Annotated in this window: 17 protein-coding genes and 1 other RNA gene; 10 read left to right on the top strand and 8 right to left on the bottom strand. The window is 71.4% G+C overall.

What is annotated here, in order from left to right; all coding sequences use genetic code 11:
• Positions 1–104: 104 nt before the first annotated feature.
• Complete coding sequence (locus FHR36_RS19020; protein WP_253798802.1) at positions 105–608, top strand: NUDIX domain-containing protein; 504 nt, start codon at positions 105–107, stop codon at positions 606–608.
• Positions 609–988: 380 nt separating this feature from the next.
• Here FHR36_RS19020 and FHR36_RS19015 read toward each other — a convergent pair whose 3' ends face one another.
• Both FHR36_RS19015 and FHR36_RS39965 read right to left on the bottom strand, forming a co-directional pair.
• Complete coding sequence (locus FHR36_RS19015) at positions 989–1,675, bottom strand: response regulator (protein WP_253798800.1); 687 nt, start codon at positions 1,673–1,675, stop codon at positions 989–991.
• Between the two features lie 47 nt (positions 1,676–1,722).
• On the bottom strand, positions 1,723–2,961 hold the full coding sequence (locus FHR36_RS39965; protein ID WP_253798798.1) for a sensor histidine kinase: 1,239 nt from the start codon (positions 2,959–2,961) through the stop codon (positions 1,723–1,725).
• Between the two features lie 204 nt (positions 2,962–3,165).
• Between FHR36_RS39965 and FHR36_RS19005 the strand changes: the two genes are divergently transcribed.
• From FHR36_RS19005 to FHR36_RS18990, 5 genes are all read left to right on the top strand, one after another.
• A complete protein-coding gene (locus FHR36_RS19005) occupies positions 3,166–4,104 on the top strand; it encodes an ABC transporter ATP-binding protein (RefSeq protein WP_253798796.1) in 939 nt (312 codons plus the stop codon).
• A gap of 20 nt (positions 4,105–4,124) precedes the next feature.
• Entirely contained in the window at positions 4,125–4,934 is an 810-nt protein-coding gene (locus FHR36_RS19000; protein WP_253798794.1) for an ABC transporter permease, read from the top strand.
• The gene (locus FHR36_RS40320; protein WP_407660839.1) at positions 4,831–5,490 is read left to right on the top strand and encodes a transposase; all 660 of its coding nucleotides are present in this window, start codon (positions 4,831–4,833) and stop codon (positions 5,488–5,490) included. The genes FHR36_RS19000 and FHR36_RS40320 overlap by 104 nt, the downstream gene beginning before the upstream one ends.
• Before the next feature lie 491 nt (positions 5,491–5,981).
• A complete protein-coding gene (locus FHR36_RS18995) occupies positions 5,982–6,989 on the top strand; it encodes a cupin domain-containing protein (RefSeq protein ID WP_308199516.1) in 1,008 nt (335 codons plus the stop codon).
• Between the two features lie 179 nt (positions 6,990–7,168).
• Complete coding sequence (locus FHR36_RS18990) at positions 7,169–8,989, top strand: ABC transporter ATP-binding protein (protein WP_253799434.1); 1,821 nt, start codon at positions 7,169–7,171, stop codon at positions 8,987–8,989.
• 166 nt (positions 8,990–9,155) lie between these two features.
• Here the strand turns inward: FHR36_RS18990 and rnpB are convergent.
• The 3 genes from rnpB to FHR36_RS18975 form a co-directional block, all read right to left on the bottom strand.
• Positions 9,156–9,557, bottom strand: an RNA gene (rnpB, locus tag FHR36_RS18985) — RNase P RNA component class A.
• A 13-nt stretch (positions 9,558–9,570) separates the two neighbouring features.
• Positions 9,571–11,022 carry a DHA2 family efflux MFS transporter permease subunit gene (locus tag FHR36_RS18980; RefSeq protein WP_253799432.1) on the bottom strand — a complete coding sequence of 484 codons (1,452 nt, stop codon included), beginning with the start codon at positions 11,020–11,022 and terminating at the stop codon, positions 9,571–9,573.
• Between the two features lie 202 nt (positions 11,023–11,224).
• Positions 11,225–12,667 carry an RNB domain-containing ribonuclease gene (locus tag FHR36_RS18975; protein WP_253798790.1) on the bottom strand — a complete coding sequence of 481 codons (1,443 nt, stop codon included), beginning with the start codon at positions 12,665–12,667 and terminating at the stop codon, positions 11,225–11,227.
• Between the two features lie 152 nt (positions 12,668–12,819).
• On the opposite strand from FHR36_RS18975, the gene FHR36_RS18970 reads away from it, so the two are divergent.
• Positions 12,820–13,332 carry a DUF3995 domain-containing protein gene (locus tag FHR36_RS18970; protein WP_253798788.1) on the top strand — a complete coding sequence of 171 codons (513 nt, stop codon included), beginning with the start codon at positions 12,820–12,822 and terminating at the stop codon, positions 13,330–13,332.
• 211 nt (positions 13,333–13,543) lie between these two features.
• Positions 13,544–14,344: a peroxide stress protein YaaA gene (yaaA, locus tag FHR36_RS18965; protein WP_253799430.1), complete on the top strand. Its 801-nt coding sequence runs from the start codon at positions 13,544–13,546 to the stop codon at positions 14,342–14,344.
• A gap of 138 nt (positions 14,345–14,482) precedes the next feature.
• On the opposite strand, the gene FHR36_RS18960 is transcribed toward yaaA, so the two are convergent.
• From FHR36_RS18960 to FHR36_RS18950, 3 genes are all read right to left on the bottom strand, one after another.
• The gene (locus tag FHR36_RS18960; protein WP_253798786.1) at positions 14,483–15,640 is read right to left on the bottom strand and encodes a bifunctional RNase H/acid phosphatase; all 1,158 of its coding nucleotides are present in this window, start codon (positions 15,638–15,640) and stop codon (positions 14,483–14,485) included.
• A gap of 4 nt (positions 15,641–15,644) precedes the next feature.
• Positions 15,645–16,388 carry a zinc ribbon domain-containing protein gene (locus tag FHR36_RS18955; RefSeq protein WP_253798785.1) on the bottom strand — a complete coding sequence of 248 codons (744 nt, stop codon included), beginning with the start codon at positions 16,386–16,388 and terminating at the stop codon, positions 15,645–15,647.
• A 67-nt stretch (positions 16,389–16,455) separates the two neighbouring features.
• Positions 16,456–17,355, bottom strand: coding sequence for a Nif3-like dinuclear metal center hexameric protein (locus tag FHR36_RS18950; RefSeq protein ID WP_253798783.1), 900 nt, complete (start codon positions 17,353–17,355; stop codon positions 16,456–16,458).
• A 451-nt stretch (positions 17,356–17,806) separates the two neighbouring features.
• Between FHR36_RS18950 and FHR36_RS18945 the strand changes: the two genes are divergently transcribed.
• Together FHR36_RS18945 and FHR36_RS18940 are read left to right on the top strand one after the other, a co-directional pair.
• The gene (locus tag FHR36_RS18945) at positions 17,807–19,666 is read left to right on the top strand and encodes a class III lanthionine synthetase LanKC N-terminal domain-containing protein (RefSeq protein ID WP_456077705.1); all 1,860 of its coding nucleotides are present in this window, start codon (positions 17,807–17,809) and stop codon (positions 19,664–19,666) included.
• Entirely contained in the window at positions 19,663–21,807 is a 2,145-nt protein-coding gene (locus FHR36_RS18940) for an alpha/beta hydrolase family protein (protein ID WP_253798779.1), read from the top strand. The genes FHR36_RS18945 and FHR36_RS18940 overlap by 4 nt, the downstream gene beginning before the upstream one ends.
• Positions 21,808–21,958: the final 151 nt, after the last annotated feature.

Raw genomic sequence — 21,958 nt, 5'->3', positions numbered from 1 at the left:
CTCGTTCGAGTACATTCCACCCCCAAATACCGCTGCCTGAAGGAGGACTGACCCAGAATCTCCCCTGTGGGGGCGAGCAGATGACCCCCCAGGAGAGGGCACTCGTGACAACTGCATCGCTGCCTCAGCAGGAATGGCTGGCTCGCATGGTGAGGGCGTACGCCGGTTCCAGCTTGCTGCTGACGGATCCGGACGGACGGGTGCTGCTGCTGAAACCGACCTACCGCCCCACCTGGCTCTACCCGGGCGGCGTGATCGACCACGGCGAGAACCCTGCCGAGTGCGCCGTCCGCGAGCTGCGGGAAGAAACCGGGCTGCGCATCGCCATGGGAAGCATCCGCCTGCTGGTCGTCGAGTGGCGCGATCCGATCCCGGACCAGGGTTACCACGCGCACCCCGCGGTCCACTTCATGTTCGACGGCGGCACCATTCCCGGCGACACCCCGATGAGGCTCCAGATGGAGGAGGTATCCGACTACGGCTTCTTCACGGTCGAGGAGGCCATGGGCCGACTTCACGAATACGCCGCTCGACGGCTCTCCCACGGCATCCGAGCCCGCCGCGAGGGCACCACCGCGATGCTCCACACCCCTGGCTACCTCGGCTGACCTCGGCCACCAAGTGCACCATCGGCAGCTGCCAGACCCGTACCGACTCGACCGGCCAGCCGGCCCCTGTCGACCGGCCGCCAACCAGGCAACCAGGCAGCCGAGCCGCCGGCCGCCGAACGCCGAACGCCGGAAAGGACGGGACATCGGCGGAACATCGCACACCGGGAGGCCCATGCCGGACCGCGTGCACGGTCTGGCGGAGGTGGGGCGGCGGACGAGCAGGCCTGTACGCCGGGCACAGCAGGTAGTCGTCGATCGCCCGGTCCCGGTGCTGGCGGGCCTCGGGGGCCTGCCCCGCCACGCGCATCTGCACACAGCGGGCCACCGTGTGCCGGTCGCCCCCGGCCAGCTCGACCGCCGGGCCGACCTGCACGGTGCTATCCGGCCGGAGCACTGCGGAATCGGGGCCAAGTCATCAGGCCGCCCTCGTAGGCAGCGATGACCAGTTGTGCGCGATCGCGGGCACCCAGCTTGGTCAGCAGTCGGCTGACATGTGTTTTGACGGTACCGATGCCGACACCGAGTTCGTCGGCGATCTCCGCGTTGGAGCGGCCGTTCGCGATCAGCTGGAGAACCTCGCCCTCGCGCGAGGTCACCATCTCGAGCCGCCGGGACACCTGTTCCGCGCTGACCGGGCGGCGAAGGTACTCCTCGATCAGCCGGCGGGTGACTCCGGGAGACAGCAACGCGTCACCGGCCGCCACCACGTGGATCGCGGCGAGGAGCTCGGTCGGCAGAGTGTCCTTCAGGAGGAAGCCGCTGGCGCCCGCCCGGAGGGCCTCGAAGGCATACTCGTCGAGGTCGAAGGTGGTGAGCATCAGGACCCGGACACCGACCGGGTCGGCACCGGTGAGCAGGTGCCGGGTGGCCTCGATCCCGTTGAGGAGAGGCATCCGGATATCCATGAGCGCGACATCGGGCCGGGTCCTGCGAATGACTTGGACGGCCTCCTCGCCCGTCCGGGCCTCTCCCACCACTTCGAGATCGGGCGCGGAGTTGACCAGAACCGTGAACCCTGTCCGGACGAGTGCTTCGTCGTCGGCGACGACCACTCGAATCGTCATTGCTTCACCCTCGTCATTGCTTCACCCTCGTCATTACTTCACCCTAGTCATTGCTTCACCCTCGTTGCCTCGGCCGCAGGCCGGGTCCAGCGCTCGCTCGCCGCACGGGTGTCCGGCCTGGTCGGAAGGCGCACTGCCACGCGGAATCCGCCGGGTGTCCGGCCGCCGATGGTGATGTCACCACCGTAGAGTGCGGCCCGCTCGCGCATGCCGACCAGGCCATGGCCGGTCGAACTCGTCGTGTCGGCGCACCCGATGCCTTCGTCCGTCACCGTGATCCCGAGCGTGTCCTGCGCGTAGTCGATCTGCACAAGCGCCCGGTCCGTCCGAGCGTGTCTGACCACGTTGGTCAGCGCCTCCTGCACGATCCGGTAGGCCGCGAGATCGATGCCGTGTGGTAGCTCCCGCGGAGTTCCTTCGACAGTCAGCTCCACGTCCACAGCCGCCTGCTTCGTCTGTGCGATGAGCGTACTCAAGTCGGCCAGGCCGCCAGGGAGCAACTCGGCCGGAGCGCCGTCGCGCAGCACGCCGAGCAGTGAGCGCAGCTCCCACAGGGTGGAACGGCTCGTCGTCTCGATCGCGGCCAGAGCCTTGGCCGCCTCGGCGGGCTGAGTGGCACTCACATGATTTCCGACGCCGGCCTGGACGGCGATGATGCTCATGCCGTGGGCCACGACATCGTGCAACTCCCGGGCGATCCGCATGCGCTCCTCGACGATTGTCCGCCGCGCCTGGGCCAACTGCATCTCGGCCCGGGCTTCCGCCTGTGCCTGCAGTCCGCGGTTGTACGCCCGCCCGTGTGCTGTCGCCCAGCCCGCCATCCAGCCGGCGAGCGGGATCAGCAGGGGTTCGCTCAGCCGGAGCGGGTCGAAGAACGGGTGCCCCAGCTGCTGTTGGACGACACCGGTCGATGCCAGTGAGGCGAGCAGCGTCGCCGCCAATGCGATGACAGCCGTCCGTCCGGCCTTCTCCAGTGCGACGGTGTAGAGCACGAGTGCGACGGCCATGGGGGCGAATCCCAGGAATCGCAGGTAGACCATCATGGGTGCGGCGGTCGTGGCCAGGATCAGGGCCGTGAAGGGGTACGTCCTTCGCAGCGCGATTCCACCGGCCAGGCATCCGACCAGCGCCGCAGCGAGCCAGATCGGGGCCTGCGTTCGCGGGTGCGTCAGCACGGTGCTCATGGCCGTGACCGTCCCGACCACCACTGCCACCAGAGCGTCGATGGCGATCAGATGATCGCGCGTCAGGCGTCTGGTCAACGGGGGCTGCAGTTGTTGGTCCACGGTGTGAACGCTATCCCAGGGGTTCGGCCCGCGACTCTGCCTCAAGACCTGGATACGGCCTCTGTCCCGGGACATAGGCGAGCGCCGCGGATCTGTCCCGAGACAGGTCGACCTCTCCCTCCTCTGCCCGACGCGCGCACAGGGGTGACGGCGGCACGATCGGAGGCAGCCACCAGGACGACTCCCAGCAGACAGAGGACCAGCGTGATCAGAATCGCCGAGCTGACGAAACATTACGGCGGCACTGTCGCCGTCGATCAGCTCTCCTTCGACGTACTGCCGCATCGGGTGACGGGGTTCCTCGGCCCCAACGGTGCCGGCAAGTCCACCACGCTGCGGCTGGTTGTCGGTCTCGACAAGCCGACGGCCGGTACCGCCACCGTCGCCGGTCGCCCCTACCGCAGCCTGCGGCACCCGCTGCATCAGGTAGGGGTGCTCCTGGACGCCACCGCGCTCCCCGCCGGCCGCAGCGGGTTGCAGCATCTGGCAGCGCTCGCCCGCAGCAACCGCATCGCCAGGAGCCGCGCCGCCGCCCTGCTGGAGGAAGTGGGGTTGGGGCCGGCGGCACACAGGAGAGTGGGCGGCTACTCCCTCGGAATGAAGCAACGGCTCGGTATTGCCGCGGCGCTGCTGGGAGATCCGCCGGTCCTCATCTTCGACGAGCCCATCAACGGTCTCGACCCGGAGGGAATCCGGTGGATCAGGGAGTTGTTCGGGCGGCTCGCGGCCGAAGGCCGGACAGTTCTGGTCTCCAGCCACGTCATGAGCGAGATGGAACACACCGCTGATCACCTGATCGTCATCGGCAAGGGCCGGCTGATCGCCGATACGGCCATGGCGGACCTCACTTCGAGTGCTGCCGGACGGTCCGTTCTCGTGCGGAGCCCGCGCGCGGAGGAACTCGGCCGGGCCCTCACCGCCGCCGGGGGAACCGTCCGGAGCGGAGTCGGCGAGGTGGTCGAGGTCGCCGGGTTGACGGCCGCCCGCATCGGCGACCTCGCGCTCGACTCCGGTATTCCGGTCCATGAACTGACGCCGCGTGCCACCACGCTGGAGGAAGCCTTCATGCAGCTCACCACTGGCCAGGACGGCGCCATGCCCGACGAGCCGACGTCGTACCCGGAGAGGACACACAGCCAGTGACAACAGCCCCGCCCGTCCGCTTGTACTCCGTCGCCACCGATGAGCCGGGGCCGGCCTGGCGCCGCGCGCAGGACATGCTCGCCGCAGAGTGGATCAAGCTGAGGTCACTTCGGCCGGTGTACCTGATCTGCCTCGGAGGCGTTTTTGCGACCCTCCTGATCACCGCCCTCAGTGCTCATACCGACGCCCAGGGCTGGAACGAGTGGACACCCGCACAGCAGGCAGGTTTCGACGCCCTCCACGCGCCCTTCCGGGGATTCGCGTTCGCCCACCTGGCGTTCGCCGTGACCGGCGTTCTCGCCATCGGTAGTGAGTACTCCAGTGGACTCATCCGGACGACGTTCACGGCCATGCCTGCGCGGCGCGCCGTGCTGGCCGCGAAGGCGACCGTACTCGGCCTGGCCACCTTCACCGTCGGGCTCGGGACGGCTGCGACCGCTTTCGTGATCGGCCAGCTGACCTATGCCCCTCACCACTTCGGGGTGTCGATCGCCGAACCCGAAGCGCTCGGGAGTATCGGAGCCGTCGCCGTCTACCTCAGCGCCGTGTCCCTCCTCGGGCTGGCGCTGGCCACCCTGCTCCGCCAAAGTGCCGTGGCGATCACCGGCTGCTTCGTGCTGCTCTTTCTGCTGTCGCAGTTCCTGCACGGCGACCACGGCTGGATGCTCCACGTGCATCAGGCCATGCCGGACATCGCGATCCGGCGCCTGACCACCGGACGCGCAGATGTGCTCGCCCCCAGCCGCGCCGCCGCCTGGGCCACGATCCTCCTCTACCCGGCGGTCGCGCTCGGCGCCGCCACCGTCGGTATCCACCGCCGCGACGTGTGAGCTTCGGCCGGCCATGGCGCAGCGGGCGGTCGCCCGGGGCGCGCGCCGGGCAGGGGCGAAGCGGACAAAGAGTTCTTCACTACTGAAATTCGACGGGGAGCCGTGTCTCGATTGGTACCCGCTGATCGGCAGGTGCGCGTTGGGGATCGTTGAACTTCTGGTGCCTGACGAATTGTGGGAGATGACGCAGAACGTCCTGCCTGAACGGCCGGCGCGTCCGCAGGGCGGCGGTAGGCGACGTGCGGGAGACCGTGAGGTGCTTGCCGCGATCGTGTTCGTGGCCGCCAGCAGATGCAGTTGGCGGCAGCTGCCCCCGGTCTTCGACGTGTCCTGGCAGACCGCGCACCGCAGATTCACGGAATGGTCCAGATCGGGCGTCTGGTCGCAGCTTCACCGGGCTGTTCGGAACGCCGAGAGCTGCATGGCGGGGACCCTCGAAGCTGTCACCTCGATCAGTGGCCGGGCCTCCAGGGAAGGAGTCACAACCCAGTCGTGCCAGCCATTTGAGACATCCGCCAAAACGGACAGAATACTCGCACTTACACAGAGGGAATGAATCCGCGAATCGACTGTGACATGGATCACTCCAATATCCATGGAGCGGTTTATTCCGCTTGTTGAAACCATCACTGAGCTGCCGCGATGTCAGCTACTGCCCAGTTCTGCCGGACCGGGCTCCGGTTAATTAGCGATGACAGGACTGCGCCCTTGTGCTTCGATCACATTGATCGAACGATCGCCCCCGGAGAATCTTTCGAAGCACTGAAAGGTCAATGCTGGCCAGGTGCGTACCTGTTCATCATGGGGGAAGGTAAATCAACAGAAAGGGATGGACGTGGCGAAGACTCTTGAGCCGGCCGACATTGTCGTCGTGCGCCCCGCGGACTTATTCATCCGACCGACCTGTCGACGTTTCAGGGCGAATACTGGGAGCGGCAGCCGCTGCACGTTCCGAGAGATGACCCCCGGCACTTCGAAGATCTCCTTACCCTCGACGACGTCGACCTCCTGCTCACTCAGTCCGGTCCGGATTTCGGAAACATCCGGGTGGTCGTCGAGGGCCAGGAAACCCCGATGTCCGAACTGGGCGGTGCCTACGGGCGGAACAGGGACGTCAACCGGCTCGAAGCGCTGTACGAGCGCTACCGGTCCGGCTCGACCGTCGTGCTGAACTCCCTGGAACGCCGCTGGGAGCCGCTGAGGCTCCTGACCTCGGCCATGAGCGCAGAGGTCAACGCCAGGTTCCAGGTGAACGTGTACCTCACACCCCCCGGACAGGCGCGTGGATTCAATCCGCACTACGACACCCACGACGTGATCATTCTTCAGGCGCACGGCACGAAGCGGTGGCGGCTCTACGGGGCGCCGTACGCGCTGCCGTTGGAGAGCCAGAAGTACGAGCACTCCAGGGACGTACCGGAGGTCGAGCAGGAAATCGACCTCCGGCCGGGCAGCCTGCTCTACCTGCCGCGCGGCACCATCCATGCCCCGACCTCCACCGACACCGCGTCGCTGCATCTCACCATCGGGATCCACCCGGTACTGGTACCCGGTGTGCTCCAGGACGCCGTGCGCCAGGTGATCGACGAGGACGAACGCTTCCGCACCGGCCTGCCGATCGGTTTCGCCAACGACAAGGAACTCCAGCGTCGGACGGAGGAGACTCTGGCCGAGTTGGTCGAGGTTCTCGCTGCCAGGCTTTCGCCCCAGGAGATGACCGCCAAGTCGCTCAAGCGCGCGATTTCCATCAGCCAGCCGGAGCTGCGCGGTCATCTGACCGACCTGGAGAACCTGCCGCAGCTGGGCCCCGGCACCACGGTGCGCCGCCGGCCGGGCCTGCGCTGGGGGATGACTCTCACCGAGGATCTCGTCGAGCTGGAGTTCCACAACAAGACGGTCCAGCTCCCGATTCACGTGGCGGACGAGGTCAGGTACGTGACCGAGAGCGGCGAGTCCGGCTTCACCGCCGCTTCGATCACCGGCGGCCTGGACCAGCCGGGTTGCCTGGTGCTCGTGCAGACGCTGGTCCGCGAGGGCTTCCTCACGTGCGGCTGAACCGTACGGCGGAGCCCGTCCGGGCCGTGCGCTGCCGGCGCAGCGACGGCCCCGAGCAGTAGGCCGACCCGTGCCCCGCAGCCTCAGGGACTGCGGGGCACACGGGTGCATCCGAAGCGGTCGACGCAGGAACGAAGGGGACAGGTGCCTTGAACACGAATCCGGAGGGCGTGCAGTCCATGCAGCACGTGGCACCGAGCAGGGTCTTGCGACTGTTCGTGCCCTACTGGGGTCGCCTGGCCGTGGTACTGCTGTTGGTTGCGGCGGGCTCGTTGACCGCCATCGTGCCACCGTTCCTGCTCCGTGAGATCCTCGACGTCGCACTGCCCCAGGGCAGGTCCGGCCTGCTGACCGCGCTGGCGACGGGCATGCTCGGGCTCGTAGTGGTCAGCACCGCGCTCGGCGTACTCCAGGCCTACCTCTCCGTCACGTTGGGGCAGCGGGTGATGGACGATCTGCGGAACGCGGTCTACACCCATCTTCAGCGCATGTCCCTGTCCTTCTTCACGGCCACCCGCACGGGCGAGGTGCAGTCCAGGATCGCCAACGACATCGGAGCCATGCAGTCGACCGTGACCGGCACAGCCACCACGATCGTCGCCAGTTCCACCACGGTGATCGCCACGCTGGTGGCGATGTTCTCCCTGGATTGGCAACTGACCGCAGTATCCCTCGCGGTGCTCCCGCTGTTCGGCTGGATCAGTCGCAAGGTCGGAGCCGAGCGGCGCGAGATCATCCTGCAGAAGCAGAATCTGCTCGCGGTGATGTACAGCCTCATCGAGGAGTCGTTGTCCGTCAGCGGGTTTCTGCTGGGCCGGACGATGGGCCGGACGGACACCCTCGTCAATGAGTTCGCGGGCCACTCCCGCTCGCTCGCGGACCTGACAGTCCGCTCCACCATGGCCGGACGATGGCGGCAGTCCACCATCTCGATCATCATGGCCGCGATGCCGATAGCGCTCTACTGGACTGCGGGGGTCGTGGGGGATCACGGCCGCCCGACCATATCCATCGGCACCCTGATCGCTTTCACCTCTCTCCAGCAAGGCCTGTTCGGGCCGGTGGTCACCCTGCTGCAGACCGGCATCAGTATCCAGAGTTCCCTGGTGCTCTTCGACCGCGTCTTCGAGTACCTGGATCTGACCGTCGATGTCGCGGAGCCCAAAGAGCCGGTCGGTCTTCCGCGGGCGCGCGGGCAGGTCAGGTTCGAGCAGGTCGATTTCTCCTACTCGGATTCGGTGGGGCCGGTCCTGCGCGGTATCGACTTCGAACTGCCGGCCGGGAGCCATCTCGCGGTCGTCGGTACGACCGGGGCGGGCAAGACCACGCTCGGCTATCTCCTGCCGAGGCTGTACGACCCGACCGGAGGCCGGATCACCATCGACGGCGTGGATATCCGGGACCTGAGCCTCGCGACCCTCGCCGGTACGGTCGGCGTGGTCGCTCAGGAGACCCATCTGTTCCACACCACGGTGGCGGACAACCTACGCTTCGCCAAGCCGGGAGCAAGCGACGGTGACCTGGTGGCCGCGGCACGCTCGGCGCAAATCCACGAGCTGATCGAAAGCCTCCCGCAGGGCTACGACACCATTGTCGGAGAGCGCGGCTACCGCTTCTCCGGCGGCGAGAAGCAGCGGTTGGCAATCGCGCGCACCATGCTGCGCAATCCGCCCGTCCTGGTGCTGGACGAGGCCACCAGCGCGTTGGACACGCGCACCGAGAGCGCCGTACAGCGCGCACTGGACACGCTGTCCCGCGGACGCACGACGATCACCATCGCCCATCGGCTGTCGACCGTACGCGACGCCGACCGGATCGTCGTCCTTGAGCAGGGCAGGATCGTCGAGTCGGGCACGCACACTGATCTGCTGGCTCAGGGAGGCCGGTACGCGAGCCTGGTCCGGGCGAACAGTCACGGCCATGACCTCCCCGACGATCGCCCGCAGCGGCCGGGCTCGGCAGCACAGGCAACCGGCCAAACCCGTCGGAGTGCGGTCTGAGGCCGGCGCGGAGGAGTGGTCGCCGCAGCTCGGCGACGTCTCCGCACCAACCGCGGTCACCGTGAGCCGGGCGGCGGCGAGCGACGCGTCGGTGGCATGCCATGCGGTGGGAAAGGGCCTCCGACGCAGGTCAGAGGCCCTTTCGGCACAAAGCCGCTGGTAGCGGCGGACGAGCAGGCCTGTACGCCGGGTTCTGTCTCCCGGGAGCCTTGCGGCGCCCGGGGAGGCGGCCATCCATCTAGGGCTGCCGTTGCCGACAGCCTCGTGCGGTCTACCCGCGGACTCGGGCGAGCAGCCCTCGAACATCCGCGCACGGCACCCGAGGGCACCGATCTTGACCTTGCTCCGAGTGGGGTTTACCGAGCCGGCCGAGTCACCTCGGTCGCTGGTGGTCTCTTACACCACCGTTTCACCCTTACCTGAGGCCGAAGCCCCAGGCGGTCTGTTTTCTGTGGCACTGTCCCGCGGGTCACCCCGGGTGGGCGTTACCCACCACCCTGCTCTGTGGAGCCCGGACGTTCCTCGGCGAGCTCCCTGGGGAGCCCGACGCGACCGCCCGGCCGGCTCGTCCGCCGTACTGGTCATCGTAGCCGCTCGGCGGGGGCTCCCCGCACGCCGCCCGGCCCCGAGCCGGGGCCGGAGTCGAAGCAGGCAGCGACGCGGGCCGCGGTGGCGGTGGCCCACGGGGTGGTGGTGAGGAAGCCGAGCACCAGCACGGTCAGGCCGAGGCCGGTGACGATCCACCAGCCGGCGTGGGTAGCGGCCGCGAAGCCCCCGCCGGCGGCGACGGCCGAGGCAGCGGCGGACGCCGTGACGACCGTGCCGATCACGGCAACGCCGAGCGACTGGCCGATCTGGCGGCTGGTGGAGGCGACGGCGGCCGCGACACCGGCCTGGGCCAGCGGCATTCCGGACACCGCGGAGTTGGTGATCGGCGCGTTGACCAGGCCGAAGCCGAGGCCGAAGAGCGCGTAGGCGGTCAGCAGCAGCGCGGAGGACGAGTCGTCGGCGAGCCGGGTGAGCAGGAGTCCGCTGGCGGTCATGCCCAGGCCGGCCACCACCAGGGGCAACCGGGGACCGCGGTGGCCGACGATCCGTCCGGAGATCGGTGCCATGACGAGGGTCAGGCCGGCCATCGGGAGGGTCCAGAGTCCGGCCTGGACCGGGCTGAAGTGACGGACCTCCTGCAGGTAGAGGGTGTTGAGGAAGAGGAAGCCGCCGAGCGAGGCGAAGGCGCAGACAGCAGTGACGGTGGCACCGGTGAACGGCACGCTGCGGAAGAACCGGGGGTCGATCAGCGGCTCGGCCACCCGGCGCTCCCAGAGCGGGAAGCAGATCAGGGCGGCGAGCGCGAGCACGATCAGGGTGAGGATCAGCGGCGAGGTCCAGCCGTAGCCCGGGCCCTCGATGATGGCCCCGGTGCCGCAGCCGAGCAGCACAACCATCAGCACCTGGCCGACGGGGTCGAGGCGGCGGGGGCGTGGGGCCCGTGACTCGGGGACGTACCGGGAGGTGAGGGCGCAGGCGGCGAGGCCGACCGGGATGTTGATCAGGAAGACGGCGGGCCAGCCGGCGCTGTCGACCAGGAAGCCGCCGATCAGCGGTCCGAGCGCCATGCTGATGCCGACCACGCCTCCCCAGATGCCGATCGCCTGGGCCCGTTCGCGCCGGTCGGTGAAGGTGGTGGTGATGATCGACATCGCCACCGGGTTGAGCATCGAGCCGCCGACGGCCTGGAGCGCGCGGAAGCCGATCAGCCAGCCGAGGCTCGGCGAGAGGCTGCACAGCAGCGAGCCGAGGACGAACACCACCAGGCCGGTCTGGAACACGCGGCGGCGCCCGATCCGGTCGGCGACCGAGCCGGAGAGGATCAGCAGGGAGGCCAGCACCAGGGTGTAGGCGTCGATGATCCACTGCAGTCCGGAGGCGGGGGCACCGAGGTCGCGCCGGATCGCGGGGAGGGCGACGTTCACCACGGTGTTGTCAAGGCCGACGATGAACAGGCTGAGGCAGCAGATCGCCAGGATCAGCATTCGGCGGGGGCGGTCCGGTGCGCCGGGTGTTTCCTGCGGGGTCGGCTGCGTGCTCACCCGTCGATCATCGCACCGGGGAATCGAACGGCCGCCCGGAGCCCGGGGAGGTCCGACGGCTGGGCAGGTCCGACGGCCGGGCGGGGCCGATTGCCGCCAGAGCCGATTGCCGGAGGAGCGACGGTGGAACGGTGGCGGGAGGGGCTCAGTGGGCGAAGCGCACCGTTCGGGTGGCCGGGTCGGCGACGGTGAGGCGGACGCGGATGCGTTCGCCGAGCGGGAGGCCGGCCGGGCCGTCGCACTTGGCCACCACGGCCGGCTCGGTCAGCTGCACCGTGCCCACGGTGGGCCTGCGCTCGTCGAGGTCGATCACCACCGCCTCGAAGTCCTCGCCCTCCCGTCCGCGCAGGACCTCCGCCTCGATCAGGTCGACGCAGGCCCGTTCGACCTCCCGGGCGCGGCGGTCCCCGCTCTCCATCAGTCCCGCCACCGCGGGCAGGGCCTCCCGTACCCACGCCGGGACGTCGGTCCCGCCGGCGACGGCGGCGCAGATCTCCTGCGCGTACCGGTCACCGAGCCGGCGCAGAGGTGCGGTGCAGTGGGCGTACGGGGCGGCGAGGGCGGCGTGCCCGGGGTCGGCGGGCGGCGGGACACCGCGGGAGGTGTCGAAGGCGTGGTAGCCGGCGCCGCGGAGCAGTCCGGTGCACTCGTTGAGGAAGGCGGCGTCGGCGGTCCGGGCCGGGTCGAGGGTCCGGATCAGCGCGGGGTACGGCAGGTCGTCCGGCCAATCGATGTGCAGGGCGTCGGCGACCCGCCGCAGCCTGGCGTACGCGGAGTCGGGCGCGGCGGGGAGGGTGCGGAGCAGGCCGATTCCGGCGTCGAGCATCAGTTCGGCGGCGGCCATGCCGGTGAGCAGGGAGATCTGGGCGTTCCAGCCGTCCGCCGGGCGCGGGGCCCGGTAGACGAGCCGGTAGCCGCCGTCGACGGCCTCCACCTCCTGCTCCGGGATCGGCAGGCTGACGCCGCCGCGGGCCTGTTCCCGGGCCTCGCGGAGCGTGCCGATCTCGGCGAGGAGGGAGAGTTGCTCGTCCGCGCCGCCGGAGTCGACGGCCTGCTGGACGCCCGCGTAGTCGAGCCGCCGACGTGAGCGGACCTGGGCCCGGCGCACGTCGGCGAGGACCACGTCGCCGTCGGCGTCCAGGTCGATCTGCCAGAGCAGCGCCGGACGGAGTTCACCGGGCAGCAGGCTGGCGGCGCCCTCGGAGATCCGGGACGGGTGGAGCGGCACGTTGCCGTCCGGGAAGTAGAGCGTCTGGATCCTGCGGGCGGCCTCGGTGTCGATCGCACCGGCCGGGCTGACGAACGCCGCGACGTCGGCGATGGCGTAGTGGACGCGGTAGCCGCCGTCCCGCCGGGCCAGGTGCATGGCCTGGTCGAGGTCGCGGGAGCCGGGCGGGTCGAGCGTGAACAGCGCCAGGTCGGTGGCGTCGAAGTCGGGCAGCCGGGGCAGTGCCGCCGCGCGGTCGGCCTCCGCCAGCACCTCGGGCTTCCACTCGGTGCGGATCTCCAGGCGGCCGCGCAGATCGGCGAGCTCGGTGTTGATTCTCGCGGTCTCGGCGGCTTTGACGCTCAGGTGTCGGCGCGGCATGGACGCAGCGTAAGGCGGAGTAGCGTGATCAGCGCGCTGGGCAGGCCGTAAGGCGGCTGTGGCGCACGGAGTTTGACCGATCGAGGGGGAACACGATGGCCATGCACGGTACGACAGTGGCACATGCGGTACGTGGTGCGGACGTTACGGGTGTGACGACGGCGCTGGCGGCGGGGGCGCGGGGGCCCGAGGTGGTGCGGACGGCCTCGGGGGCGATCCGGGTGACGGGTGGGGCGGTGTCCGCGGCGCTGGCGGGGATCGGCGGCCTGCACGCGGTGTGGGCGCGCTCGCCGTGGCCGCTGAAGACCAGGGCGGACTTCGCGGACGCGGTGGTCGGGGTCGGCGAGGAGCAGCTGCCCGGTCCGGCGCTCTGCCTCGGCGTGGCGGGGCTGCTCGGTGCGGCCTCGTACCTGGTCGGTGCGCGGGCCGGGGTGCTGCCCGCGACGGGTCCGGCCTGGCTGCGGGCCGTCGGCGCGGGGACGGTCGGCGGGGTGCTGGTGGCCCGCGGTCTGGGCGGTCCGGCACTGGCAGGCCGCGACCGGGGCGGGCGCCGCGACCGGGACGAGCGCAGCGACCGGTTCCGGCGGCTGGACCGGCGCTACTACTCGCCGCTGTGTGTGGCGCTCGGCGCCGGTGCGGCGGTGGTCGCGGTCCGCGGGCGCTGAGGAGACCCCCGGGGCGGGACGGCAGCCGACGGCGGGACGGCACGTGGACACGGAACCCGAACACGTCCGCGCGGCCGTCCCCGCCGGGCCGGGAGCCGTGGCCTTGGACCGGGGTGGGCCGGGCCGTGGGCCGAGGTCACGCGGTGGGTCGGTGGGCCGGGCCCGGTAGGGTGGCCGGGTTCGCTTGCCACAGATTGTTGAGGGGTTCGCCGTGCTGGTGCTGTTGCCGCCGTCGGAGGGGAAGACCGCTCCGGAGGCCGGTGCCCCGATGGAGCTGGACGCGCTGTCGCTGCCGGGCCTGACCGGGGCGCGTGCCGCGGTCCTGGAGGCGTTGGTCGATCTGTGCGCGGGCGACGAGGACCGGGCGGCCGAGGTGCTCGGACTGAGCCCGGGTCTGCGCGGCGAGGTGGCGAAGAACGCCGGGCTGCGGCAGACGGGGGCGCTGCCGGCTGGTGAGGTGTACACCGGGGTGCTGTTCGACAACCTCGGCCTGGCCAAGCTGGATGAGGCGGCGTACGCGCGCGCCGAACGGTCGCTGCTGGTGTTCTCGGGCTTGTGGGGTGCCGTGCGGATCGGTGACCGGATCCCGCCGTACCGCTGCTCGATGGGGGTGAAGCTGCCTCCGCTGGGCGCGCTCGGCACGTACTGGCGCCGCGCGATGGACAGCGTGCTGCCCGAGGTGGCAGGCGACGGGCTGGTGCTGGACCTGCGCAGTTCGGCGTACGCCGCGGCGTGGAAGCCGGCCGGTGCGGTGGCGGCCCGTACGGCGACCGTGCGGGTGCTGCACGAGCGCGAGGTGAACGGGGAGCTGAAGCGCTCGGTGGTGAGCCACTTCAACAAGGCGACCAAGGGCCGGCTGGTGCGCGATCTGCTGAACGCGGACGCCGAGCCGGCGTCGCCGGGTGAACTGGTGGACGCGCTGACGGCGTTGGGCCACCGGGTGGAGGTCTCGGCCGAAGGGACGGCGCGCAAGCCGTGGCAGCTCGACGTGGTGGTGGCGGAGATCCACTGACGCCGACGGCCTCAACCGGCACGGACGCGCCGCCGCGCTCGGCAGGACAACGGCACACGACACACGGCACAGCACCACAACGGCGAAAGCACCGTGCCCCCGGTCGCAGCAGGAACTGCGACCGGGGGCACGGCCGTGTCAGCGCAGGTGACCGGTGTCGTTGAGCAGCCGCAGCGAGGCGTTGCCGTCCGCGTAGTACTGGACGGCGCAGAGCGAGGCGGCGCTGAGCTCCATCCGGTGGACCGTGTCGGGCGGGGCGCCGAGCGCCAGCCGGACCAGGGTCTTGATCGGGCTGACGTGCGAGACCACCAGCACGGTCTTGCCGGCGTACCGGGCGAGGATCTTGTCGCGGGCGACGCCGACCCGGTGGGCGAGGGTGGTGAGGGACTCGCTGCTGCCGGTGGGCTTGGCCTTGGGTGAGGCGAGCCAGGCGTTGAGGTCGTCCGGGTGGCGTTCCATGACCTCGGCGAAGGTGAGGCCCTCCCAGTCGCCGAAGTCGAGTTCGCGCAGGCCGTCCTCGATCCGGACCTCCAGGCCCAGCCGGACGGCGACGGCCTCGGCGGTCTGCCGGGTGCGCAGCATCGGCGAGGCGACCACGGCCTGGACGGTGCCGCGGGCGGCGAGCGCCTCGGCGGCGCGTTCGGCCTGCCAGCTGCCCTTCTCGGAGAGTGCGGGGTCGCTGCCGTTGCTGCCGGAGAAGCGCTTCTGCGGCGTCAGCGCGGTCTCGCCGTGGCGGAGCAGGACGAGGGTGGTCGGGGTGCCGAGGTCCGCGGCGGCGGCCCAGCCGGCCCGGGGGGCCGGGGCGGCGGGCAGCGGTTCGTCGGCGACCGTCTCCGGACCGGTGGCGGTGGCGGCAGGGCGGGCCCTGGGCTGCCACTGCTCGCCGCGCTTGCCTGCGTCCATGGCCTCGTTGGCGAGCCGGTCGGCGTCCTTGTTCCGTTCGCGCGGGATCCAGGTGTAGCTGACCTGGCCGCGCGGCAGGATGGTGCGCGCCTCGGCGGCGAGCGGCTGCATGTCGGGGTGCTTGACCTTCCAGCGCCCGGACATCTGCTCGACGACCAGCTTGGAGTCCATCCGGACGTCGACGGTGGCACCGGGGTCGAGGTCGCGGGCGGCCTTGAGGCCGGCGATCAGACCGCGGTACTCGGCGACGTTGTTGGTGGCGCGGCCGATGAACTCGGCTGCCTCGACCAGGATCTGGCCGGTGTCGCCGTCGCGGACCACCGCGCCGTAGCCGGCCGGCCCCGGGTTGCCCCGGGAGCCGCCGTCGGCTTCGACGATGAAGCGGCCGGCCATCGGGTCAGACGCCCGACTCGCCGGTGCGGACGAGGATCCGGCCGCAGTTCTCGCAGCGCAGCACCTTGTCGGTGGGCTCCGCCTTGATCGCGTTGAACTCGGTGATGGAGAACTCGGTGCGGCAGCCCTCGCAGCGGCGCTGGTAGAGGCGGGCCGCGCCGACGCCGCCCTGCTGCTCGCGCAGGCGCAGGTAGACCTTCATCAGGTCGGCCGGGATGACGGCGGCGACGGCCTCGCGGTCGCGCTTGACCTTGTCGACCTCGGTGTCGAGTTCGGCGAACTTCGCGTCGCGGCGGCCCTCGGCCTCCGTGAGGACGACCGAGGAGTGCTCCAGGCGGGCGGTCAGCTCGGTGACCCGGGTCTGCGAGGACTCCAGGCGCTCCATGACCTCGAGGACGACGTCCTCCAGGTCGGACTGGCGCTTGGCGAGCGACGCGTTCTCGTGCTGCAGGTTCTCCAGGTCCTTGGGCGAGGTGACCGCGCCGGAGTCCATCCGCTGCTGGTTGCGGGCGGCCCGGGTGCGGACCTGGTCCACGTCCTGCTCGGCCTTGGTGAGCTCGCGGGTGGTGTCACCGAGCTGCGCCTGGGCGGCGATCACCAGGTCCTTGAGCGCGGTGTGGTCGGCGCCGACCTTCTCGATCTCGGCGTGCTCGGGCAGGGTGCGGCGCTTGTGGGCCAGCTGGTCCAGGCGGGAGTCGAAGGCCTGCAGGTCGAGCAGGCGGATCTGGTCGGCGGGCGCGGCGTTCAAGCGGAGGACTCCTGTGTGAATCGGTTCGGCGCCGGGGCGCCGGAGGGCATCGGTGGCCGGTACGGCCTCAGGGGGCGGCCGGCGTCGGGTCGAACGGCGTCGGGCTGTGCGGCGTAGAGCTGTGCGGCTTCGGCGGGGTGTACGGCATCGGCGCGTGCGCCGTCCACGGGTCGGTGACGAGGGTGGAGACGCGGGTCTCCAGCTGCCAGCCGCGCTCGGTGGCGACCTCGGTCAGCGCGCGGTCGGCCAGGTTGAGCCAGGGCCACTCGGTGGCCCAGTGCGCGGCGTCGACCAGGGCGACCGGGGCCGCCTCGGTGGCCTCGGAGGCGGGGTGGTGGCGCAGGTCGGCGGTGACGTAGGCGTCCACACCGGCGGCCCGGACCTCGGCGAAGAAGCTGTCACCGGAACCGCCGGCCACGGCGACCCGGCTGATCAGCCGGTCGGGGTCGCCGGACACCCGGACCCCGGTGGCGGTGGCGGGCAGGCCGTCGGCGACCTTGGCGGCGAACGAGGCGAGCGTGATCGGTGGCTCCAGCAGGCCGATCCGGCCGGAGCCGCGGCGACCGGTGGGGTCGGTCGGGTCGGGGATGATCGGCCCGGTGACGCGCAGGCCGACCGCCTCGGCGAGGGCGTCGGAGACTCCGGGGTGGGCGTGGTCGGCGTTGGTGTGCGCGACGTGCAGCGCGACACCGTTGCGGATCAGGGTGTGCACGACGCGGCCCTTGAAGCCGGTCGCGGCGACCGAGGTGGTGCCCCGCAGGTAGAGCGGGTGGTGGGTGACCAGCAGGTCCGCGCCCCACGCCACGGCCTCGTCGACGACGGACTGGACGGGGTCGACGGCGAACAGCACCTTGGCGGTCTCGGCGTCCGGGTCTCCACAGACCAGGCCGACGGCATCCCAGGACTCCGCCCACTGCGGCGGATAGATCTCTTCGAGCACGGCGATGACGTCGGACAGTTTCGGCACCTGTCGAGACTACCGCGTGGCGGGCCCCGGCCCGTTCCGGCCGCCCGCACAGCTGCACGTCAACCGGCGCGGATCGGCGCGCTCCGCCGGCCGAGCGCCGCAACGGGACCCGTCCACCTGGGCCGCCCCGGTCCGTTCCCGGTCGTTCCGGGCCGTTCCGGTGCCGTTCCGGGCACGACGCGGGCCACACCCCCGAGGCCGCACGCATTCGAAAACGAATCTGGATCACCCTTACGAGTGAAGTGACCCCTCCGATGTTGAGTCACACCCTTCACGAAAGTAACTTCAGTCCTGCGAACGAGAGTTGCCCCGGCCAGGGGTCGGAGAAATAGGGGCGCCCGCCGAATTCCGCCCGCCGATCGAATGGGCGGAACGGCGGCGAGGCCGAGGCTCTCGTGAACTTCCACCGACGGATTCGGAAACGGGCAGGCACACGAAGGGGTGTGAGCAGATGGGGGCGGGCACACCACTGCGTCCGGCCGGGGGGACCGGGTCGGTCGACGACGGGCCGGGTGGGGACGGCACGTTGGTGGAGGTGGTGCGGGCGGCCGTGGCCGGCAGCAGGACCGAGGAAGGCGGCAGCGGCTGGGGGGTCGTGGTCGACGGTTTCTGGTGCACGGTCCGGCCGCCCGGCCGGGAGCCCGTGACCCACGGGTGGCGGCTCCACGTGAGTGCGGCCGCCCCGGTGGCCGCGGAGGTGCTCACCGCGGTCTCCGCCGCGATCGCCGGCGATCCGTGCGCATTCAGGTTCGCGGCGGACCTGAACCGGCTCCGGGAAATCAGTTCCCGGAACGACGCACGCGGCGCAGCCGACACATTCATCACGGTGTATCCGGAGGACGAGGAGCAATTCCGCCGGCTCGCAGCGGAACTCCACCGGGCAACCCTGGGCCTGCCCGGCCCGGTGGTCCGCTCGGGTCGGCCGTACCGACCGGGCAGCCGGGTGCACTACCGGTTCGGCGCCTTCGCCGGGCGCGCCGAGGACGCGCAGGACGGAGCGCCGGGCCGCCACCGTCCGCCGTGGGCGGTCGACCCCGTCGAGGGGAGGGGGTCGACCGGCCCGGTCGCACCGTCGGCCGGTCACACCGGTACGTCCGGTACGTCCGCTGTGACGTCGGGCGTGCCGATGCGACCGGCCGTGCGTCCAGTGGTCCGGCCGACCGAGCGGTCGGTGGTGGGGGCGCCGCGACGGCCGTCGGACGTCCTGCCGGGGGGCAGGTACGCGGTGACGGCGGCCGTACGCCACAGCGCCGAGGGCGGCGTGTTCCTGGGCCGGGACACCGCCACCGGCGCCGAGGTGGTGATCAAGCACGCCCGCGCCCACCCCGACGCCGGACGGTCCGCAGCCGATGCCCGCACCTCGTTACGGCGCGAGGCCGAACTGTTGCGCCGCCTCGACGGCGAGGGGCTGACGCCCCGCCTGCTCGGGCTGATCGAGCAGTACGACTCCCTCTTCCTGGTGCTGGAGCGGGTGCCGGGTCGGACGCTGGGCAACTGGGTCGCAGCTCGGCAGCGGGGAACTCTCAGGCAACTCGGCGCCGGAAGGCAGCGGGGCAACGGCGGGCCGGATGCCGCGTGGGAGGAGGCCGCGCCGCTGGCGTCCGGGCTGGTGGGACTGGTGGAGCGGGTCCACGCTCGCGGCCTGGTGCTGCGCGACCTCTCCCCCGACACCGTCCTGGTGACCCCCGACGGCGGGCTTCGCCTGGTCGACCTCGAACTGGCCGTGCCCGCCGGTACGGTGGCCGGTTCGGTCGGCACCCCCGGATACCGGGCGCCCGAGCACACCGGCCCGCACCGGGTCGGCCGGGCCCTGTTCAGCACCGACCTGTACGCCCTCGGCGGGCTGTTCTTCCTGCTCGCCACCGGCCACGACCCACTGCTGGCCGACGACCTGCCCCACGCCCGCCCGGTCGCCGAACGGCTCGGCCGCTGGCTCTCCCTCGCCGCGCGGGACGGCGGCACGGCCCGCCGACTGGCTCCCGCGATCCTCGGACTGCGCGCCGAGCGCGCCGACCACCGCTGGAGTCTCGACCGGGTCCGCGCGTCGTTCGCCTGGTCCGTCCCGGGCGGTCCGTCCGGGACGGACCAGGCGAACGACGCGGGCAGTCCGGTGTCGGCGGGAGCCGTGGACGGCCCGGTGCCGACAGGTGTTGCAGGCGGCCCGGCTCGGGCGGGCGGTTCGGGCGGCCTCTTGGCCGTGGCACACGGTGTGGACGGCCCGGCCGTGGCGGCCCGCAAGGCGAACGGCCCGGCGCAGGCCCCGAACGTCGGGGACATCGGGGCACTGGCAACAGCGGAGGCGAGTCGATGAACACCGCGACGCGGACCACCGCCCGGGCACTGCGCCGGCTGAGCTTCACCTTCGCCACCGACGGATCCCACGCCGCCTGCCTCGCCGCAGGCGCGGACGGCGGCTGGTACGTGGAGAGTTGGCGCCTGCCGGCCGACGCGCCCGCCACCGCGACAGCGCTACCGCTGCCCGGCGGCCGGGCCGAGAGCCTGAGGTCGCAGCTGGTCGCGCTGCCCGACGGCCGCGTCCTGGTCTGTCGGCACGACGCCGACCGACACACCCTCGCGCTGCTCGGCACCGTGCCCGACAGCACGTCCGCTGACGATTCCGACGCCGCTCGGGATCCGAACGGCGGACCCGGCACCGCATCGGACCCCGCCGCACTGGCCACCACCGTCAACCACCCGACCTCGGCACCGGCACCGGCACCGGCTGCGGTCACCGAGCTGACCCTGGCCACGCTCCGGCTCCCCGGACTCCGACTGCTGCCGGTCCCCCGCGTCACCGGCACCCGCAGCCCGGTGGCCGTGGCGCTCGGGACCGACTCCCGCCCGGCCACCACCGTATGGCTGGTGCACCCGGACAACCGTGCGATGACCGAGGTCGCCGAACTCCCCGGGCTGTACGGCGGCGGAGTCTGGCTGGACACCGCCGGCCGGTTGCTGGCCCTCGACCGGGTCACCCCCGACGGGGTCAAGACCCTCGTGCTCGACCTCCAACTCGGCCGGGTCACCCCGCTACTGGAGATCGGCGAGCACAGCAACGACCGCTTGGTGCTGTTCGACCCGGAGACCCGGTTCGGCATGGTGCGCTCCGACGCCCCGGGCATCGACCGGCTCGGCTGGGGTCTGCTCGGCGGCAGCGAACCGGTCCGGTTCCCGGAGTGCCTGCACATCGCCGGCGTGCTGCTGCGGCCGGTCGCGCTGGCTCCCGGCGACGGCACGGCCGAACCGCGAGTGGCCGTGCAGCTCGACCACGGCGCAGGAACCTCGCTCGCCATCTGGCAACCCAGCGGCGGACGACTCGACCCGCTGCCGGTGCCGCCCGGCCGGCTCGGCGCGATCGGCCACTGGTCGGCGGCGGGCCTGCGGATGCCGTACTCCGCGCCCGACCATCCGGCCGCCCTGGCCACCCTGGACGTCGACACCCTGCTCGGCCAGAGCCCTGCCGCCGTTCCCAGCGCCGTACCGCTGCCGCTCCAGCTGGCACCGCTCACCGGGAGCCACCACCTCACCGGGGGTCACCACCTGACCGGCGGCCACCTCGGCATCGGCCGGGACCACCCGGCGCCGTGGGCCGCCCCGGCCCGGCCCGGACCCGGTGGTCCGCTCGGCTGGCGGATCGACGGCAGCACGGCACCGGGCGACGGCGGACGCTGGCGCCCTGCCCAGAGCCTCGAACTCGCCGGCCCGGCCGGCCCGATCGAGTCCGTGGTGTACGGCGGCGACACCTGGCTCGCGACCCCGCACCTGGTGATCGCCCTGCACGGCGGTCCGGCGGACGCCTGGAGGCTGGAGTTCGACCCCGCGCTGCAGCGGATGGCTGCCGAGGGCCTGGCGGTGCTCGCCCCCAACCAGCGTGGCTCCACCGGATACGGCCCCGAGTACGCGATGGCCATCCGCGGCGCCTGGGGCGGGCCCGACCTGGACGACGTGCTCGCCCTCATCGACGGGGTGGCCGGCCAGCGCTCGGCGCTCGGACTGGAGCCGCCCGCGCTGTTCGGTGTCAGCTACGGCGCGTTCCTCGCCCTGCTCGCCGCCGCCCACGCCCCCGCCGAACAGGTGGCGCGCTGCGCGGTGGTCGCCCCGTTCCTGTCCGGCGCCCGACTGCACGCCGAAGCCGCCGCCCCCGTCCGCGGGTTGACCAGCAGACTCGGTGGCGACCAGCCGATCGACGACGCCCGCGGCCCGCGCGACGTGCTCCAACTCGCCCACCGCCTCACCACGCCGCTGCTGGTGGTGCACGGAGACCGCGACGAAGTCGTGCCGGTCGGGCAATCCCGCACACTGCGCCATGAGTTGCTGCGGCTCGGCCGAACCGAGGGCGCCGACTTCCGGTACGTGGAGGCGGTCGGCGCTGGACACGAGGTCCTCGCCGAGGAGGGGGCCGCGGTGCTGCACGAGCTGCTCGCCGGCTTCCTGCGCACCGGCCGACCCACCTGACCGGCTTCCGCCCGGACCGTCAGAGAGCGTCGGACGAAACGTGAGCGAACCGTCGTGGTGGCCGGACGCACCGGTAAGTGGCTCGGTAGGCTCGTGGCTGTTTCGGCCGTTATCGTGACCCGCGCGGGTCACGGCCTGGGCCGATCCCGCG

It is taken from the genome of Kitasatospora cinereorecta, from assembly GCF_024172095.1.
Taxonomy (GTDB): Bacteria; Actinomycetota; Actinomycetes; order Streptomycetales; family Streptomycetaceae; genus Kitasatospora; species Kitasatospora cinereorecta.
The sequence above is the reverse complement of the archived record's forward strand: the minus strand, read 5'-3'. Positions and strand labels throughout refer to the sequence as shown.